The organism is Actinophytocola sp., assembly GCF_049647105.1.
Lineage (GTDB): Bacteria > Actinomycetota > Actinomycetes > Mycobacteriales > Pseudonocardiaceae > Actinophytocola.
Genome location: NZ_JBARWZ010000294.1, coordinates 57948 through 76177 on the forward strand (window position 1 = coordinate 57948; position 18230 = coordinate 76177).

The 18230-nt window shown below is 69.9% G+C and carries 20 protein-coding genes; 16 read left to right on the forward strand and 4 right to left on the reverse strand.

Going from position 1 to position 18230, the window contains the following annotated elements:
• Positions 1–85 precede the first annotated feature (85 nt).
• Positions 86–2389, forward strand: coding sequence for a M20/M25/M40 family metallo-hydrolase (locus WBA97_RS35480; RefSeq protein WP_424235384.1), 2304 nt, complete (start codon positions 86–88; stop codon positions 2387–2389).
• A gap of 7 nt (positions 2390–2396) precedes the next feature.
• Here the strand turns inward: WBA97_RS35480 and WBA97_RS35485 are convergent, their stop codons facing one another.
• The gene (locus WBA97_RS35485; protein ID WP_424235385.1) at positions 2397–2666 is read right to left on the reverse strand and encodes a hypothetical protein; all 270 of its coding nucleotides are present in this window, start codon (positions 2664–2666) and stop codon (positions 2397–2399) included.
• 241 nt (positions 2667–2907) lie between these two features.
• On the opposite strand from WBA97_RS35485, the gene WBA97_RS35490 reads away from it, so the two are divergent.
• Together WBA97_RS35490 and WBA97_RS35495 are read left to right on the forward strand one after the other, a co-directional pair.
• Positions 2908–3096, forward strand: a complete 189-nt coding sequence (locus WBA97_RS35490) for a hypothetical protein (protein ID WP_424235386.1) — start codon at positions 2908–2910, stop codon at positions 3094–3096.
• A gap of 60 nt (positions 3097–3156) precedes the next feature.
• The gene (locus tag WBA97_RS35495) at positions 3157–4647 is read left to right on the forward strand and encodes a serine/threonine-protein kinase (RefSeq protein ID WP_424235387.1); all 1491 of its coding nucleotides are present in this window, start codon (positions 3157–3159) and stop codon (positions 4645–4647) included.
• A gap of 46 nt (positions 4648–4693) precedes the next feature.
• Here the strand turns inward: WBA97_RS35495 and WBA97_RS35500 are convergent, their stop codons facing one another.
• The gene (locus WBA97_RS35500; RefSeq protein WP_424235388.1) at positions 4694–5488 is read right to left on the reverse strand and encodes a PaaX family transcriptional regulator C-terminal domain-containing protein; all 795 of its coding nucleotides are present in this window, start codon (positions 5486–5488) and stop codon (positions 4694–4696) included.
• A gap of 84 nt (positions 5489–5572) precedes the next feature.
• On the opposite strand from WBA97_RS35500, the gene WBA97_RS35505 reads away from it, so the two are divergent.
• The 7 genes from WBA97_RS35505 (at position 5573) to WBA97_RS35535 (ending at position 12372) form a co-directional block, all read left to right on the forward strand.
• A complete protein-coding gene (locus WBA97_RS35505) occupies positions 5573–6751 on the forward strand; it encodes an ABC transporter substrate-binding protein (RefSeq protein WP_424235389.1) in 1179 nt (392 codons plus the stop codon).
• A gap of 4 nt (positions 6752–6755) precedes the next feature.
• Positions 6756–7520 (forward strand): ABC transporter ATP-binding protein, encoded by a 765-nt coding sequence (locus tag WBA97_RS35510; RefSeq protein ID WP_424235390.1) that lies wholly within the window; start codon positions 6756–6758, stop codon positions 7518–7520.
• Positions 7517–8191, forward strand: coding sequence for an ABC transporter ATP-binding protein (locus WBA97_RS35515; RefSeq protein ID WP_424235391.1), 675 nt, complete (start codon positions 7517–7519; stop codon positions 8189–8191). The genes WBA97_RS35510 and WBA97_RS35515 overlap by 4 nt, the downstream gene beginning before the upstream one ends.
• A complete protein-coding gene (locus tag WBA97_RS35520) occupies positions 8184–9038 on the forward strand; it encodes a branched-chain amino acid ABC transporter permease (protein ID WP_424235392.1) in 855 nt (284 codons plus the stop codon). The genes WBA97_RS35515 and WBA97_RS35520 overlap by 8 nt, the downstream gene beginning before the upstream one ends.
• On the forward strand, positions 9035–9988 hold the full coding sequence (locus tag WBA97_RS35525) for a branched-chain amino acid ABC transporter permease (RefSeq protein WP_424235393.1): 954 nt from the start codon (positions 9035–9037) through the stop codon (positions 9986–9988). Before WBA97_RS35520 ends, WBA97_RS35525 begins: the two co-directional genes overlap by 4 nt.
• A 70-nt stretch (positions 9989–10058) precedes the next feature.
• Entirely contained in the window at positions 10059–10904 is an 846-nt protein-coding gene (locus WBA97_RS35530; RefSeq protein ID WP_424235414.1) for an amidohydrolase family protein, read from the forward strand.
• Entirely contained in the window at positions 10897–12372 is a 1476-nt protein-coding gene (locus WBA97_RS35535) for an acyl-CoA synthetase (RefSeq protein WP_424235394.1), read from the forward strand. The genes WBA97_RS35530 and WBA97_RS35535 overlap by 8 nt, the downstream gene beginning before the upstream one ends.
• Positions 12373–12742: 370 nt before the next feature.
• Here the strand turns inward: WBA97_RS35535 and WBA97_RS35540 are convergent, their stop codons facing one another.
• Together WBA97_RS35540 and WBA97_RS35545 are read right to left on the reverse strand one after the other, a co-directional pair.
• On the reverse strand, positions 12743–13378 hold the full coding sequence (locus WBA97_RS35540) for a DUF4230 domain-containing protein (protein ID WP_424235395.1): 636 nt from the start codon (positions 13376–13378) through the stop codon (positions 12743–12745).
• A 238-nt stretch (positions 13379–13616) separates the two neighbouring features.
• Entirely contained in the window at positions 13617–13985 is a 369-nt protein-coding gene (locus WBA97_RS35545) for a DUF427 domain-containing protein (protein ID WP_424235396.1), read from the reverse strand.
• A gap of 272 nt (positions 13986–14257) precedes the next feature.
• On the opposite strand from WBA97_RS35545, the gene WBA97_RS35550 reads away from it, so the two are divergent.
• From WBA97_RS35550 to WBA97_RS35575, 6 genes are all read left to right on the forward strand, one after another.
• Positions 14258–14407: a hypothetical protein gene (locus WBA97_RS35550; protein WP_424235397.1), complete on the forward strand. Its 150-nt coding sequence runs from the start codon at positions 14258–14260 to the stop codon at positions 14405–14407.
• A 165-nt stretch (positions 14408–14572) separates the two neighbouring features.
• Positions 14573–16267, forward strand: coding sequence for a sensor histidine kinase (locus WBA97_RS35555; protein ID WP_424235398.1), 1695 nt, complete (start codon positions 14573–14575; stop codon positions 16265–16267).
• On the forward strand, positions 16252–16674 hold the full coding sequence (locus tag WBA97_RS35560) for a roadblock/LC7 domain-containing protein (protein WP_424235399.1): 423 nt from the start codon (positions 16252–16254) through the stop codon (positions 16672–16674). Before WBA97_RS35555 ends, WBA97_RS35560 begins: the two co-directional genes overlap by 16 nt.
• 2 nt (positions 16675–16676) lie before the next feature.
• On the forward strand, positions 16677–17051 hold the full coding sequence (locus WBA97_RS35565) for a DUF742 domain-containing protein (protein ID WP_424235400.1): 375 nt from the start codon (positions 16677–16679) through the stop codon (positions 17049–17051).
• Positions 17029–17640, forward strand: coding sequence for a GTP-binding protein (locus WBA97_RS35570; RefSeq protein ID WP_424235401.1), 612 nt, complete (start codon positions 17029–17031; stop codon positions 17638–17640). Before WBA97_RS35565 ends, WBA97_RS35570 begins: the two co-directional genes overlap by 23 nt.
• On the forward strand, positions 17637–18212 hold the full coding sequence (locus WBA97_RS35575; RefSeq protein WP_424235402.1) for a GAF domain-containing protein: 576 nt from the start codon (positions 17637–17639) through the stop codon (positions 18210–18212). The genes WBA97_RS35570 and WBA97_RS35575 overlap by 4 nt, the downstream gene beginning before the upstream one ends.
• Positions 18213–18230: the final 18 nt, after the last annotated feature.

The window sequence follows — 18230 nt, forward strand, 5'->3', positions numbered from 1 at the left end:
CACCCTCACCACTGAGGATCACCACAGCAAATCCTTGCGGCCAACATCATTACGCGCACCACCGGCGCCGCATAATGTCGCCTCCGTGAACGCGAACCTCCTCGACACCCCCCGCCGCGCCGTGGCCGGGTTGGTGATCCTCCTGGTGGTGGCGGGGGTGATCACCGGCACCGCGCTCTCCCAGCGGACGGCGTCGCCCGCCCCGGCGTCGGTGTCGCCGTCGGCATTCAGTGCCGAGCGCGCGGAGCGGCACCTGGCGGAGTTCGCACGCGAGCCGCGTCCGCTTGGCAGCTCCGCCAACGCGCGAACCGAGCGCTACCTGGCAGGCGAGCTGCGCGCGGCGGGCCTGTCGGTGGAGGTGCAGCACGCGGTCGGCGTCCGCTCCGCCGACGGGATGGCCGCGTTCGGCCGGGTCGACAACATCGTCGCCACGATGCCGGGCACCGACCCGTCCGGCACGGTCGTGCTGGCCGCGCACCACGACTCGTCGGCGATGGGCCCCGGCGCCGCCGACGACGGCGCGGCGGTGGCCGCCATGCTCGAAACGGTGCGGGCCCTGCGCACCGGCGACCGGATGCGCAACGACGTCGTGCTGCTGATCACCGACGGCGAGGAGGACGGTCTGCTCGGTGCCGAGGCGTTCGTGCGGGAGCACCCGCTGGGCAGCCGGGGCGGCGTCGTACTGAACTTCGAGGCACGCGGGGTCAGTGGCCCGTCGCTGATGTTCGAGACGTCGCGGAACAACGCGCGGCTGGTGGACCTGTTCAACGACACGGCCCCGCACCCTCGGGGCGACTCATCGATGGTCGAGGTGTACCGGGCGCTGCCGAACAACACCGACTTCACGGTGTTCGCGGACGCCGGGTTCAGCGGCCTCAACTTCGCCTACATCGAGGGCGCGGCCAGGTACCACACGGCGGGCGACTCGCTCGCCAACCTCGACCGGGGCAGCGTGCAACACCACGGCGAGAACATGCTGGCGCTGGCCCGTGCTCTTGGCGGCACCGACCTGCGCACCATGACGACCGGCCACGACAACTCGTACTTCGACCTCGTGGGCCTGAAGGTGAGCTACCCCAACGGGCTGGTGTGGCCGCTGGCGGTGCTCGCGCTGTTACTCGTGGCCCTGCTGACGTGGCTGGCCCGCCGCCGCGAGCTGACGACCGTCGGCAGGGTCGCGCTCGCCGCGGGGTCGGCCGTGGTGCCGCTGGTGGTGGCGTTCGGACTCGGGCAACTGGTGTGGCTGGTGCTGACGTGGGTGCGACCGTCCTACGACACGGCAGGCGGGCTACTGCACCGGCCCGCGCTGTTCAACGTGGCGGTCATGGTGGCGGCGACGGCGGCGCTGCTGGCGTGGTACCTGCTGCTGCGCCGCCGACTCGGTCCGGTGGCGCTGACGATCGGCGGCCTGACGTGGCACGCGCTGCTCGGCGTGGTGTGCGCCGCGTACGCACCGGGCGCGGCGTTCCTGTTCACGGCACCAGCGTTGCTGGCGACGCTGGGCGCCGGGGTGGCGCTGCTGGTGAACAAACCGCGGTGGTCGGTCGCCGCGCTGGCAGTGGGATCGATCGCGGCAAGCGCGCTGCTGCCGTACTTCGGCTACATGGTGTTCGGCGCGGTCGGCCTGGCGCTGGCCGGGGTGGGCGCGGTGTTCGCGGTCCTGTTCGGGCTACTCCTGCTGCCGGCCGTGGAGCTGTTGTTACCGGAGCCCCAGCCGCGCCCCCGCACGGCGACGGCCATCCCGGCCGCGGCGCTGGTGGCCGCCGCGGCGCTGGTGGCGGCCAACCTGGCCATCGATCAACCGGACGCGGCGAACCCGGCACCGACACACCTGGCGTACGTGCTGAACGCCGACACCGGCAAGGCCACGTGGGTGAGCGCGGAACAAACCCCCGGCGAGTGGACGGCGACCTACGTCGACAGCACGGAAACCGGCGCCCTGCCCAAGGGCTACCAACGAGGCGAACTGTGGACCGGCCCAGCCCCGGCAATCGAAGCCGACGGCCCAGAGGTGACCGACGTGACGAAGAAGGGCGACCGCATCACGTTCCACGTCCGCTCCCCACGCAGGGCCACGTCGATCACCCTGCGCCTGAACACCCCGATTACGGAGGCGACAGCACAAACCAACGGCACAACCCAGGTCACGACGACCGTCACGGGCACCCGCGAGGACACGTGGCCATCGGAGATCCGCTTCCGGGACCTCCCACCAGAAGGAGTCACGATAACCGTCAGGACCACCGGCCCGACCGTCGCGCTCACGGCAATAGACGAAACCCGGGGCCTCCCACCCCTCCCCGGCACCACCCCGCGCCCACCCACGACCACGGCAAGCCCAAGAGACGACGGCGACCTGACAGCAGTCGCCCGCACCTACACCCTGTGACAGTTACTCAGATCAGGCCGAATACCCCCTGCGCGACAGCGCCGACCGCGATCAGCCCGGCGACAGCCTTCCACTTGGGCTGCCGGTCCTGCTCCGTCTCCCACACGAACGCGATCTGCCACGCGATTGCCAACGCGATCAGCGCCGCGACCGGCGCGAAGAAGTTGGTGTCCCGCTCCTGCACAACTTCGCCGTTGATCACAAGCTCCTGGTAAGTGCCCATGAAGATCACGAACGGCAGCAACAACACAACCACGGCGGCGATGGTCATCTTCACTTGACGGTTCATGTTCGGTGGACGACCCCACCCAATAGTCGGTTCCGAGTGTCATCGTTCTGTGATCCCCGGCGGTGACCGCGTGCGACCCGCCATGTGCCGCCACGTGAACATCAGCGACCCCAACCACTACAGCCACCAACCACGCCAACCGAAGTGGCCGGGCAGGGGCACCCGCCGCGTCGGGCCGGAGTCGGTTGTGGGACTGTTTGAAGTGGGGCGTAGGCGGGTACAGGTTGGCATGCCTACGAAAGACGTCATCGACTATCAGCTCACCGCTGTCGATTTGTCCGCGGACCAACGCAGACGCGCCGTGATCACGGTCGCGTCGGCGGCTCGGGGTGCCGGCGACTGTGCCGAGTTGCTCGACATGCTCGGACTCAGAGCCGCCGAGGGGTTCCCGGACGTACCCGCCCCACGCACGCAGTAGGCGTTTCCGACCTGTGGTCTCGTGCTGTCCATAGGGGGAATGGGGCGAGACGGGGAGTTAATGAACGACGAGCAAATCATCGCGGGCCGGTACCGGCTGACCGAACGGCTTGGCAGTGGCGGCATGGGGCTCGTCTGGCAGGCCTATGACGAACGGCTGCACCGCAAGATCGCGGTCAAGCAGGTGCTGGTGCCTGCCGAGCTGTCCTCCTCACAGAGCGAGGAGATGATCCGCCGCACCATGCGGGAGGGGCGGATCGCGGCCCGGTTGCAGCACCCGCAGTTGATCACCGTGTTCGACGTGGTCCAGGACGGTGGGCAGCCGTACCTGATCATGGAGTACCTGCCGTCGACCAGCCTGTCCGGGCTCGGCACGCTGCCGCCCGATGAGGTCGCGCGGATCGGCGCGGAGGCCGCTTCCGGGCTCGCCGCCGCGCATGAGGCCGGGGTCGTGCACCGGGACGTCAAGCCCGCGAACGTGCTCGTCGGCGAGGACGGCACCGTCAAGATCACCGACTTCGGGATCGCGCGGGTCAGCGAGGACATCGCAGGCACTCTGACCAGCACCTTCGCCGGTACGCCCGCCTACCTCGCGCCCGAGGTCGCCAAGGGGAACGCGGCCACCTACGCGTCCGACGTGTACTCGCTCGGCGCCACGCTCTACACCGCCGTCGAGGGCGAACCGCCCTCCGGTAACGACGCCAACCCGATGGCGCAGCTGTACCGGATCGCGTCCGGCGTGATCACTCCGCCCGCCAAGGCCGGGCCGCTGACCGAGGTGCTCCTGTGGCTGCTCAACCCCGACCCAGAGCAGCGGCCGACGATGGCGCAGGCTCGCGACGCGCTGGCCGGCGTCACCTACGAAACCCCGGAACCCTCGGCCGCCGCGCCCACCACACCGGTCGCGCCCGTCGCGGCGCCGACGCCCGCCGCCACCGGCCCGCTGCCTGCCGCGGCTCCGTCCGCCGAGAACACCGGCACACGTGGTCGCGCCGTCCTCTTCGCGGCCGTCCTCGTCGTCGTGGCGGTGGCGGCCGCACTGGTGACCACCCTCATCAACCGCGACGACACGTCACCCTCCGCCGGGTCCTCGGACACCACCTCGGAGACCACGCCGCAGACCACGTCGGAGGCGGCGCCCACCACCGAGCCGTCACCGTCGGACGAGACCACCACGACCGCGCCGACAACCACCACCTCGGCAACCACGACGGCGGCCACTCCGCCGCCGCCCGCTGATCCCGCCGCCGCGATCAGCGCCTACTACGCGATGATGCCCGGCAACCGCGCCGATGCGTGGAACCGCCTCAGCAAGCGGTACCAGGAAAGCCGGGCCCAGGGCCGCCAGAGCTACGAGAACTACTGGACCGGCGTCAACTCGGTGTCCGCCTCGGAGGTCGCCCCCACCGGGCCGACGACCGTCGAGGCCACGATCCTGTACGCGTTCAAGGACGGCCGCCGTGTCCGTGAGCGCCACAGCTACACGCTGGTCAACCAGAACGGCACCTGGCTGATCGACGCGTCGTCGGTCCTCTCCAGCAACCCCGTCTAGGCGGCCGGGCGGGACCATCTCCACCCGGCCCGCCAAGATCCACGGCTTATTCCGCCGCCGGGCGGGTGTCCAGCAGTCCGGCGGCCAGTTCCGCCGCCGGGGTGGCCAGGGTGCTTTCGATGTCGCGGAAGGCCTTCTGTGCCGCGATGGCAGGCCAGTCCGCCGGGAGGTGGCGGACCGGGAGCCGGGGGTCCTTGCGGATGATGCGCAACCACTCCGTCACGATCGAAAGGTGGGCGGCCAGCGGGTCGTCCGGGTAGGGCTGCGCGTGCGACCAGCGGGCCAGGAACTCGCGGTAGCTCTCCGCGATCGGGGCCAGGTCGTAGGCGTCCGCGACCAGTTGGGCCACGTCCGAGTCGACCGTGGCGCGGAAGACCCGGACGTGCGCGGCGAGGCCAAGTGACGCGACGAGGTCGTCCACGCGCACATGCCCAGGGGCGATCCACAGGCCGCCCTGTAGCGGGCCGAAACCCGCCCACGCGAGTTTCGAGCGCAGGTCGTGGCGCTGTCTTTGCCACGACTCCGGCAACGAGAACCCCAGCAGTGTCCACGTGCCGTCCCAGTCCTCGTTGACGGCACCCGTTCGCCAGATGCGGGTGTGACCGTCGCGCAGTACGCCGTTCCCGGCCGGGGTCAGGCCGAAGTACATCCGCCTGCCGTCCTTCTGGCGGCGGAGCAGCCCTCGGTTGACCATGCGCGTGAGCGTGGACCTGGTCGCGTGCTCCGACACGCCGAGCCCGCCGAGCACCTCGATCACGCTGCCCGAGAAGACGCACAGCTCCCGGCCGTAGAGGTAATCGCCCAGCAACGTGAGCAACAGCGACTGGGGGCGAAGGAGCACGAATCAATGTTAGGCAATTTCTTGACGACTGCAACGCAGGCGCCTAACTTTGGGAGCTGCTCGCATCGTGTACGAGGAGGTACCGTGCGTCGACTTCTTCCTGTCCTGTCAGCCTTTCTCCTCCTTTCCGCCGCTTGTGGCGACGACTCCAGCGCGGGCGGTGACGGGCCCATCCGCGTCGGCCAGATCGTGTCGCTCACCGGCAACTACTCCCCGCTCGGCAGCGAGAACAAGAAGTCCGTCGAGCTCGCCGTCGACAAGGTCAACCGCGAGGGCGGGGTGCTCGGGCGGCAGCTCGAGGTCGTCGTCAAGGACGACAAGAGCCAGCCCGACCAGTCCGTGCTGGCGTTCAACGGGCTGGGTGACGACGACGTGGCCGCCGTCATCGGGTCGCCGTTCTCCAACTCCGCGCTCGCCACGATTCCCCTGGTGGACCGGGAAGAAATCCCCTACCTGTCGCTCACGCCGGCCGACGAGCAGGTCGAACCGGTGCACCCGTACGTGTTCGTGGTGCCCGCGACCTCTGGCACCTACGCGGAGCGGATCCTCCAGTACCTCAAGGCGACCGGGGTGTCCACTGTGGCCGTCGCGCACGACACGCGCAGCTCGTACGCGGTCGCCGGGTACGAGGGCATGCGGGACGACGCCTCCCGGTTCGGCATCGACATCGTCGCCGACGAGGAGTTCCAGACCGACGCCACCGAGTTCGGCTCCGTGTTCGGGCACGTCCGAGGCTCGAAGGCGCAGGCACTGGTCGTATGGGCGACCGGGGCCCCCGCCGTCGCACTCACCAAGCAGTACGCGAGCGCAGGGCTCGACATCCCGCTCGTGCTCACCGGCGCGCAGGCCAGCAAGCTGTTCCTCGAGCCGGTCGGCGCGGCGGCGGAGGGGGTGATCGTCGCCAGCTCGATCGGCGTCGTCGGCCCGGAGCTCCCCTCTGGCAAACAGAAAGCGTCGATCGACGAGCTGACCACCGCGTTCAGCGACGAGCACGGCTACCCGCCGCCGCAGTTCGCGCAGGACGGCTGGAGCGCCGTGCAACTGCTGGTGGCCGCCATCGAGAAGGCGGGCAGCACCGAACCGGCCGCGATCCGGGACGCGCTCGAAGGTCTGCGACTGGTCACGCCGAACGGCGAGTACGCATACGCCAAGGACGACCACGCCGGGCTCGGCCCGCAGTTCATCTCCGTCAACACCGTCACACAGGGCGCGTTCCGGCCAACCGAGTGGGCGGGCACGCAGCTGGCCGGGCTGGCCGGGTAGCGGAGTGCCCCCGATCCTGCGGGCGAACGGGCTCCGCCGCTCGTTCGACGGAGTGTTCGCCGTGCGTGACGTCGACCTCGAGGTCGCGCACGGCGAGCTGCGGGCCGTCATCGGGCCGAACGGCGCGGGCAAGTCCACCCTGTTCGGGCTCATCGGCGGGCAGCTCCGCGCCGACGCGGGCACCGTCACCTACGACGGGACCCTCATCGACCGGCTGCCGCCGCACCGCCGGGCCGCCGCCGGGATCGCCGTGGTGTTCCAGGGTGCACGCGTGTTCACCGGGATGACCGTGCTGGAGAACGTGATGGTCGGCGCGCACGCGGGCACCCGCACCGGGTTCGGCGCCGCGATCGCCCGGCTGCCCCGGCACCGACGGGAGGAACGGGAGATCCGCGAGCGCGCGCACGAATGCCTTGCCAGAGCCGGGCTCGCGGACTGGGCGGACCGCGACGCAGGCGCGCTGCCACTCGGCCAGCAGCGGGTGGTGCAGGTGGCGCGGGCACTGTGCGGGCAGCCGAGGCTGCTGCTGCTCGACGAACCCGCGTCCGGGCTGCGGGCGGCCGAGCGGGCGCGGCTCGCGGACCTGCTGGGACAGCTGCGCGCCGAGGGGATCACGATGCTGCTGGTCGAGCACGACGTCGCGTTCGTGACCCGGCTCGCCGACCTGGTCACCGTGCTCGACCTCGGCGCGGTGATCGCCGAGGGCACCCCGGCGCAGATCCGCGCGGACGACCGGGTCGTCGCCGCCTACCTAGGGGCGACGGCGTGAGCGGGGCGGGCACCGTCGAGGTGCGTGACCTGGTGGTCCGGTACGGGCCGGCCACCGCACTGGACCAGGTGAGCCTCACCGTCGGCGCCGGTGAGATGGTCGCGCTGGTCGGTCCGAACGGCGCGGGCAAGTCCACGTTGGTCGACACGCTCTCCGGCATCGTGAAACCGGCCGAGGGCACGGTCGCGGTGCGCGGGCGGCTCGCGCACGTGCCGGAGGGCAGGCAGGTGTTCGGCGACCTCACCGTCGAGGACAACCTGCGGCTCGGCGGGCGGCGGTACAAGCAACGCGACACCGGCCCGGTGCACGCGATCCTGCCGCGGCTGGCCGAGCTCCGGCACCGGCGCGCCGGCACGCTGTCCGGTGGCGAACAGCAGATGGTCGCCGTCGGGCGGGCGTTGATGAGCCGCCCGGACGTGCTCGCGGTCGACGAGCTGTCGCTTGGCCTTGCGCCGATCGTGGTGGCGGACCTGGTGCGGCACCTGCGTGAGCTGAACGAGACGCGCGGGCTCGCCGTGCTGCTGATCGAGCAGAACGCGCGGCTGGCGCTGGACCTGTGCTCCCGCGCGTACGTGCTGGAGGCGGGCCGGATCGTCGCGGAGGGACCGTCGGACGAGCTGGCACAGGACGACCGGGTGTCGGCCGCGTACCTGGGTGGCATGCATGAATGACCTTCCTGGCTACCTCGTCACCGGGCTCGGCACCGGGTGCGGCTACGCGCTCGTCGGCAGCGGGCTCGTCGCCGTGTACCGGGTGACGCGCGTGGTGAACTTCGCGCAGGGCGCGTTCGCGGTCGTGGGCGCGATGTGTGCTGCGTCGTTCCTGACCGCGCTCCCCCACGGTGTCGCGGAGCCGCTGGCGGTCGCGGTCGCCGCGCTCGTCGGCCTGCTGGCCGGGGTGGTCGCGCTGGCGACGGATCCTCGGTCGGCGCTGATCGTCACGCTGGGGCTGTCGGTGTTCGCCTACGCGGTCGAGGTACTCGTGTGGGGTGACCAGCCGAGGTCGTTCGCGGGCCTGCCCGGCGCGGTCACGATCGGCGACGCCCGCGTGCAGACCCACTACCTGCTGGTCATCGGGGTGACGCTGCCGGTGTTCGCCTGCATGGCCCTGTTCTTCGGCCGCACCGGCACCGGCAAGGCACTGACCGCGTGCGCGTCGAACCCGTACGCCGCGAAGGTGGTCGGGATCGACGTGCGGCGCATGGGATTGCTGGCGTTCACGATCGGCGGCGCGCTCGGCGGGCTGGCGGGCGTGCTGGTGACGCCGGTGCAGCAGATCACGTTCGACGCGGACGTGACGCTGATCGTGAACGGCTTCGCGGCCGCGATCCTCGGCGGGCTCACGCGCCCGGCGGTGACGCTCGCGGGCGGGTTGCTGCTCGGGGTGACGCAGGCGCTGGTCGCGGGCTACGGGAACGCCGCGCACCAGACGGACATCGCGCTGGGGCTGATGATCGCCGTGATGATCTGGCGCGCGGCCCCGCGAGGAAACCGAGGCCCGGTGGAGGAGCCGGTATGAAGGTGCTGATCGCCGTCGCGGTGACGCTCGCGCTGCCCGTCTTCCTTGATGGCTTACAGCTCGGCATCTACGTCCTCGCCGGGCTGGCGGCCATGGTGACCGTCGGGTTGTCGCTGCTCATGGGGCAGGCCGGGCAGATTTCCCTTGGCCAGGCGTCGTTCTACGCGATCGGCGCGTACACGGCCGGGCTGCTCAGCGTGCACGGCACGCCGCCGGTCCTCGGGCTCGTCGCCGCGCCGGTGACCGCCGCGGCCTTCGCCGCGGTCGTCGGGGTCGGGGTGCTGCGGCTGCGTGGCCACTACCTGGCGTTCGCCACGCTCGCCATGCAGCTCATCCTCCTTTCGGTGCTCGCGCAGTCCACGTGGGCCGGTGGTGCCATTGGTCTGCAAGGGATTCCCCGGTTGTCGATCGGCGGTTTCGAGCTGGAGGAGGACATCCAGTACGCGTACCTGACGTGGGCGGGACTCGCGCTCGTGCTGTTCGTGGCGCACAACCTCGTGCGCTCGCGGCCGGGGCGCGGGCTGCGGGCACTCGCCACGTCGGAGGTCGCGGCGGCGGCCAGCGGCGTACCGGTCGGGCGGTACCGGCTGACGGTGTTCACCCTGTCGGCGGCGTTCGCGGGGCTGGCGGGCGGGATCTACGCGTTCTACCTCGGCTACCTGGGGCCGGGCTCGTTCCCGGTGCTGCTGTCGATCGAGTACGTGGTGATGGCCGTGGTCGGCGGGCTCGGCACGCTGTCGGGCGGCGTGGTCGGCGCGGTGGTGATCGTGCTGCTGGTGCAGGTGCTCAACGAGCTGGGCACAGGCCCCGGCATGCCGAGCTACGCGCCGAGCGTGTTGTCGTACGCGGTGTACGGGTTGCTGCTGGTGGTCGTCGTGCTGTGGTTGCCGCGCGGGATCGTGCCCGCGCTGCGCGGAGTCCGGGGCGTTCGGGGTAAGGAGCGGACGTGATGCGGGCCGTTGCCGAGTATCCTCGGTCGGTGAGCATTCCGTGAACCTCGACGAGCTGGTGGCCGTCGACATGCACGTGCACGTCGAGGTCGGCGCCGATGGACGACTGTCCCTGCCCGAGTACCTGATGAGCGGGTCGGCCGCCTACTTCAAGGTGGCCGAGCGGACCAAGACCGTCGCCGAGATCGCCGCCTACTACCGGGAACGCAGGATGGCGGCCGTCGTGTTCACCGTCGACGCAGAGTCCGCCACCGGGCATCCGCCCATCTCGAGCGAGGAGATCGCCGAGGCCTGTGCCGAGCACGCGGACATCCTGATCCCGTTCGCCAGCGTCGATCCCTGGCGCGGCAACGCGGCCGTGCGGCAGGCGCGGGCCATGATCGAGCGGTACGGGGTGCGCGGGTTCAAGTTCCACCCGAGTGTGCAGGCGTTCCACCCCAACGACCCGATGGTGTACCCGCTCTACGAGGTGCTCGCCGAGCACGGCGCCATCGCGTTGTTCCACAGTGGACAGACCGGGATCGGTGCCGGGCTGCCTGGCGGCGGCGGGATCCGGTTGAAGTACGCCAATCCGCTCCTCGTCGACGACGTGGCCGCCGACTTCCCTGACCTGCCGATCGTCCTCGCGCACCCGTCGTTTCCCTGGCAGGACGAGGCACTGGCCGTCGCCACCCACAAACCGACCGTCCACATCGACCTGTCGGGGTGGTCACCGAAGTACTTCCCACCGCAGCTCGTGCGGTACGCGAACACCCTGCTGCGGGATAAGGTGCTGTTCGGGTCGGACTTCCCGGTCATCACGCCGGACCGCTGGCTCGCCGACTTCGACACCCTCGAGATCAAACCGGAGGTGCGCCCCATGATCCTCAAGGACAACGCCGTACGCCTGCTGGGGCTGCGGGACCGCGATGCGTGACCAGGGCATCGGCTCGTGGCCGGCACGCCGCGCGCGGATGTCGCCGGACCAGGTCGCGATCGTGCACGGCGACCGCGAGCTGACCTACCGCGAGCTGCACGAACGTGCCACGCGGGTGGCGCACGTGCTGGCCGGGCTCGGGGTCGGCAGCGGCGACCGGGTCGCCTACCTCGGGCCGAACGAACCGGAGTTCCTCGAGACCCTGTTCGGCGCCGGGATGCTCGACGCGATCTTCGTGCCGCTCAACACCCGGCTCGCCGCCCCCGAGCTGAACTACATCCTGCGGGACAGCGGCGCGTCGGTGCTCGTGCTCGCGCCCTCGCACGACCTCGCGGCCGACGTGCCGCACGTGCTCGACCGGGCCGCGTACGAGGAACGGGTGGCTGCGGCGGCCTCGGCGCCGGTCGACGAGGTCGTCGAGCCGGACGACATCGCGATGATCATGTACACCTCGGGCACCACCGGGCGGCCGAAGGGCGCGGCGCTCTCGCACGCCAACATCCACTGGAACACCGTCAACCTGCTGATCGACGTCGACCTCGCCGGTGACGAGGTGACGCTCGTGAACGCGCCCATGTTCCACGTCGCCGCGCTCAACCAGACCGTGCTGCCGACGCTGGTCAAGGGCGGCACGGTGGTCCTGGACTCGTTCGACCCGGTGCGGGCGCTCGATACGATCGCGCGGCGGCGGGTCACGTACCTGTTCGGCGTGCCCGCGATGTTCCAGGCCGTGGCGGGTGTTCCTGAGTGGACCGACGCGGACCTGTCCTCGGTGCGCACGATGATCTGCGGCGGCGCGCCGGTGCCCGCCCAGGTGATCACCACCTACCAGGAACGCGGCCTGCTGTTCCTGCAGGGCTACGGGCTCACCGAGTCGTCGCCGAGCGCGCTGTTCCTGCGGGCGGCGGAGAGCACACGCAAGGTCGGTTCGGCAGGCACACCGTGCTTCTTCACCGACGTGCGTGTCCTCGACGCGGACGGCGCCGACGTGGCGCCGGGTGTGCCGGGCGAAGTCGTGCTGCACGGTCCGAACGTGATGACGGGCTACTGGGGCAAACCGGAGGAGACCGCTGCGGTGTTGTCGCAGGACGGCTGGCTGCGCACCGGTGACATCGCGGTATCCGATGAGGACGGTCACCTCTACATCCGGGACCGGATCAAGGACGTGATCATCTCCGGCGGGGAGAACATCTACCCGGCCGAGGTCGAGGACGCGCTCCACCGGCATCCCGCGGTCGCGGACTGCGCGGTGATCGGGATGCCCGACGAGACATGGGGCGAGGTCGGCCGCGCCATCGTCGTGGCGCGGAACACGGTCGATCCCGCCGAACTGCTCGCGTTCCTCGCCGGCCGGATCGCCCGGTACAAGATCCCGAAGTCGGTCACGTTCGCGGAGACCCTGCCGCGCACGGCGTCGGGAAAGCTGCTCAAGAGCGCGCTGCGCACGACCTACGGGGAGCCCCGATGACGACGGCCGGGAGCTGACGCGTCACCCGTCGCGCGCCTCGGGGCCGGCGTTCGCGTCGACCAGCTCCCAGCCGACCTCGGCCGCCAGCTCGTCGAAGATCGGCGTCTCCTGGTCCTCGGTCACCTCTGCCTGCCGCATCGCGTCTCCCCTTCCGACTCTCACCGGTGCCAGTCCGCACGCGGTGATCGTGACGGGGAGTACCCACTTCACCACCGTTGAATCCTCGGCGTCATCACGTGATCTCCAGCCCGGTGAACAGGGCGCGGCCCAGCGTGGTCGCGTGCGCACAGGCGACCACGCCGACGTCCTGTACCGCGTAACAACAAAAGTTGCGCGCACGCGAACACTCGGGGAGGCGTCGCGCGGACCGTCAGTCCCGGGGAGGCGGACTGGCGAACTCCGTCTTGTAGCCCAGCGCCGTGAACATGCCGGACAGCATCTGGCGGGTGTTGCGTTCCGCGCGGGCGGTCAGGCCGGCCTCCTTGGCCGCGTCCCCGATCCGCTTCTCCGCGAGCACGTAGAACTCCCGCTGGTCAGTCGTCTCGAACAGCGACTTGACCCGATCGAACACACCGCGTTCCTGTGAGTACAGGTAGGTGTGCTCCTGGTCGATGTTCGGCTTGGCGAGCTTGGGGTCCGGCAGCAGGACCGACACGGTCTTCTTCTCATCGTCGACCGTGAGCGCCTTCTCCGACAACGTGCCGAGGTCGATGTACGCGCTCACCGAGCCCTGTGCCACGAACAACGTCCGGTTCCCCGCGATCACGTCGGGCACCCAGGCGACGTCGTGCTCCAGGTCCACGATCACCTGGAAGTCGCCTTCCGCCGCGTGGTACTGGCTCAGGTCGCGGACCGACTGGAGCATCGCGGGCCCGGTGCGGTCCTTGGTCTCGGTGGTGAACGGGTTCAGGTTCGGCACCAGTGCCACCAGCCACATGATCGCGGCCACGACCGCCACCACGGCCGCGACCATCCGGCCGACCTTCCACAATGGACTGTCCGTCACGATGGCCTCCCGTTCCGGCGTCACCCTCCTGGCACCACGGCACTCCTACCGCGGACTACCCCGGAACCACACTTCGAACCAGGATTGGGCCGGGTGCCGTAGGGGTCGTCCGCGAGATGGCGGAGCGACGGCTCATCCGGACCGTGACATCTCGCCATCGACGGACGAAGCGGTCGCGGACGCGCTGAGTTGTCGAAACTTTCGCTCTACTGAGCCATTCGGGTGACGGAACGACGGCTCAACTCTGGGTGATCTCCACCTTGTTCGGGTAGAACGCCACGTGTCCGGCGATCTCGGCGACCGCCGGGTACGGGGTCCGGTAGGTCCAGATGGCGTCTTTCAGCTCGCCACCCTCGGTGACCAGCGTGTAGTACGACGCGTCGCCCTTGTACGGGCAGTACGTGCTGGTGTCGGTCGGCGTGATGAGGGCGGGGTCGACGTCGGCGAGCGGGATGTAGTGCGCGGGCGGGTAGTTCGACTCCTGGAGCACGAGCGCCGCCGTCGAGTCGGCCACGACCTGGTCACCGACCCGCACGGTCACGCGCGCCGGGTTCTTCTCGACGGTGATCGGGTGGTCGGGGCCTGGGGTTCTGATCTCACGGGACATGAGTCGCCTTTCGTCGATTCCTACCTCCTTGTCAATTCCCGGCGGACCGGAGTTGTTCCCGGGTTCCGCCGATAGGGTGACGCCGGACGGGGCGGTATCTCGGGCGCGTGCCGGCCGCCGAGCGAGGCCCACGACACACCGGCCGATTCCGAGCGGCGCGGCGGGCGCTCAAATTACGCAACGGTCCTGGTCAGCCGGTCACGCTCGCGGCGGCCGGGCCACCACTTTCCCCTGTGTTCGCAACGGCTCTCCTCGGCCCGCCGACGTGGTTCATGATCATGTTCTTGCTGGTCGGCGGTGTCGTGGCCGCCGAATCGGTGACCCGTCTGTCCACTGTGGACCACGAGATGTTTCGCCACGCCGCCGCGCAGGGGCGTGCCACCCGGCTGAACTGCGCACATGCGTGCGAAGGGGTGTGGTAACACCAATTCCATACACAGGGCCAAAGTGCACAAAAGCGTTTGCGGTAGCATCTGCTGCGCATTCCGGCTCGACGCGTGTCGGTTCGTGTTGCCTCCTCCCCGCACAGGAAGGACCCGATGTCTGAGACGCCTACCCCACCTTGGGGTTTACGCGTGGAGAACGACATGCAAAACACCTACGCGGACGGCATCGAGCGCCTCCAGACCAAACTCCTGCATATCGGGTTGTTCCTGCTGACCGTCGTCATGCTCGGCGGCGGGGCCGGTGTGCTGATGATCGCGACCGACGACTCAAGCGCGCTGGTCGTGTCGGTCAGCGTGGTCGCGGGCTGTGTGGTCGCGGTGCTCGTGGCTTTCCTCATGGCGATGTCCTCGGTGCGGCAGGTCACGCCGCCGGCGAGCAGACCAGCGCTGCCACGCGCCCCGATGCCCGCGCCGCAGCCGCAGCCGCAGCCACTCGCGCCGGAGCAGCGCGTCCACGAGCAGCGCCCCGTCGAGGTGGTCACCCGCACGCCGGAGCCTGCACCGCTGTGGTCCCGGCCCGGCGATGGCCAGGTCGTGCTCACCGACGACCCAGGCCAGCGGCGCGAGGTGTTCGTCAAGCTGGCGCGGCGCCTGCAGTCCCTCATCAACCGCGCCATCAAGCGGATCGACGAGCTGGAGCAGGAGAACGAGGACCCCGAGCTCCTCGACGGCCTCTACGAGATCGACCACCTGTTCACGCTGGCCCGGCGGCAGGGCGAGAACCTGGCAGTGCTGGGCGGCGAGTCGCCGCAGCGGCGGTCGACCAAGCCGGTCAGTGTGTACGCGGTGCTGCTGGCCGCGGTGTCCGAGGCCGAGCACTACCGGCAGATCGCGATCGTGCCGGTCGAGGACGTGGAGATCCACGGCCACGCGGTCGCCGAGATCATCCACCTGCTCGCGGAGCTGCTCGAGAACGCGACCCGCTTCACCTCGCCGGACGGCCCGAAGGTCGAGGTCCGCGCGCAGAAGGTGACCGCCGGTCTCGCGATCGAGGTGCAGGACCGCGGTCTCGGCATGAGCTACGAGGACCTGGAGCGGATCAACCACCTGCTCGACGGCTCGACCCACATCGACATCAGCGAGCTGCTCGAGGACGGCCGCATCGGCCTCGCGGTGGTCCGCGAGCTGGCGCGCCGCCACGAGATCCGTGTCCGCCTGCAGTCCAACATCTTCGGCGGCATCGCGGCGGCCGTGGTGATCCCGCCACAGCTGCTGAGCGAGTCGGAGCCCGCACAGGACCCACGGCACCGCGCGCGGTCGCAGTCCGTGCTGCAGAAGCGCAGGCCAGAGCAGCTCCCCTCGGCGACCGCCTCGTCGCCGTCCCTGCCACCGGTCCAGAAGCCGTCGCCCGCGCCGAGGAGCGAACCGCCGGTGCCGCCGACCCCGGTGCCCGCGCCGGTGCCCGTGCCCACCGCGGCCGTCGCGAGCGCCCCCAGCCCCGGTCTGGGACCCATCCGCCCACCACAGGCCGCCCGTCACACGGCGGCAGAGGCCACCGCGGCGGCCGACCCAGGGCTGCCCAAGCTGCCCGTGCGCGCACCCGGCCGGTCCTACGACGACCTTCGTGCCGGTGGGATGGGTGCGATCTCCCCCGAGGACGCCGCCACATTCACCGATCCGAACGCCCTCGCAGGCGACCAGCCGCCGCCGCTGCCGCAGCGCAGGGGCAGCCATCTGCGGCAGGAGCTCCTCGAGCCGCCGCAGACGACCAAGCCGGTGCCGGGCCACAACACCAATCTCATGAAGACCGTCCAGGCGGGCCGGGATCACTGGCTCTCCGAGCAGAACCGTGACGCGACGAACAAGGGAGACTCCACAACATGGCCGACGACCTGAACTGGCTGCTCCGCCGGCTGGTTGAGGCAGTACCCAACACGCACAGCGCGCTGTTGCTCTCGGTCGACGGCATCCCGAAGTACTGGTACGGCCTCGACACCGACGGCGCGGACCGGCTCGCGGCCCTCGCGAGCAGCATGTGCTCGCTGGCCAACCAGGTCGGCAAGAAGTTCTCCGGCGACGACCCTTCCGGCGCAGGCGTCCGGCAGGTGATCACCGAGCTCAACGAGATCATCCTGTTCGTGACCGCGGCGAGCGCGGGCAGTGTGCTGGCGGTGCTCGCCTCCCGCGAGGTCGACGCGGGCATCCTCAGCTACGAGATGCAACGGCTGTGCACGCAGGTGCCCGCCGTGCTCGTGACCCCGTCGCGACACCACGTCGCGCACCAGGGCAATGGAACCCGTTGACGATGAGAGGTCAGGACGAGGCGGCTGCCGAGGACCCCGGCTTGTTCGGCGTACGCCCGTACGCCATGACCAACGGGAGGACTCAGCCGAGCACCCCGCTCGACCTGATGTCACTGGTGCGGGCGACCGGCGACGGCATGGTCGGCAAGAGCCAGCTTGGTGTCGAGCACTCCAAGGCACTGGAGCTGTGCGCGTATCCGACGTCGGTCGCCGAGGTGGCGGCGCTGCTGCACCGGCCGGTGACCGTCACCAAGGTCGTCCTGTCCGACCTCATCGAACTCGGCGTGGTGATCGCGAAGTTCGCACCGACCGAGTCCTATTCCAACGACCCAGCCATTCTGGAGGCGGTGATTGATGGCCTCCGACGGTTCGTCTGAGCAGCTGTTCCCCATTCAGGTCAAGATCCTCGTCGCGGGCGGTTTCGGCGTCGGCAAGACGACGTTCGTCGGCGCGGTGAGCGAGATCGAGCCACTGACCACAGAGGAGACCCTGACCGCGGCCAGTGTCGCGGTCGACAGCGTCGCGGGGGTCGAGAGCAAGTCGACCACCACGGTCGCCATGGACTTCGGCCGCCTTTCCTTCACCGACAAGAACCTCGTGCTGTACCTGTTCGGCACGCCCGGCCAGGACCGCTTCTGGTTCATGTGGGACGAGCTGTCGCGGGGTGCGCTCGGCGCGGTGGTGCTCGCGGACACCCGCAGGCTCGCCGACTGTTTCGGCGCGGTCGAGTTCTTCGAGCGGCGCGACATCAAGTTCCTGGTGGCACTCAACGAGTTCGAGGACGGGTACCACTACCGGGACGAGGACGTGCGGCGGGCGCTCGCGCTGAAACCGCACGTGCCACTCGTCCGGTGCGACGCACGCAAGGCCCAGTCCGCGCACCTGGTGCTGATCACCCTGCTCGAGTCCGTTCTGGCGACGTTCCGTGCCGCCAATTCCACGATGATTCGGAGTCACCAGTCATGAACTACGAGATCCTCGACCCTCGACTGCTGACGGCGCCGCACGACCCCGACATCCCACAGCGACTGGCCCGGCTGGCACAGCTCGGGCTCGGTGAGCGGCCGGACTCGGAGTTCGACAGGTTCGCGGCACGACTGGCCACCTCGGCGAACGCGCCGTACGCGATGGTCAACTTCGTGGGCGACGAGGAGCAGTACTTCGCCGGTCTGTACGGACCGGACAGCGCGAAGGCGGACGCACTGGACGCGGCGTCGTCCGCGTCCCGCGCGACCCCGGGCCGCACGATGTCACGCGAACACGGCTACTGCCCGCACGTCGTGGTGCGCCGCAAGGCTTTGGTGCTCGACGACGTGTGCGCGTACCCGAGGTTCGCGGTCAACCCGGTGGTGAACTCGATCGGCGTGCGGGCCTACATGGGTGCGCCACTGATCGACCGCACCGGCACCGCACTTGGCACGATCTGCGTGGTGAACACGGAAGAGAGCAACTGGGGCAGGCCGGGCCTGGAGATGATCAAGTCCATGGCGGCCGAGGTGATGGACCTGATCCACCGACGCGAACAGGGACTGCGCTAGCCCGCCAGGCGCGGTGCG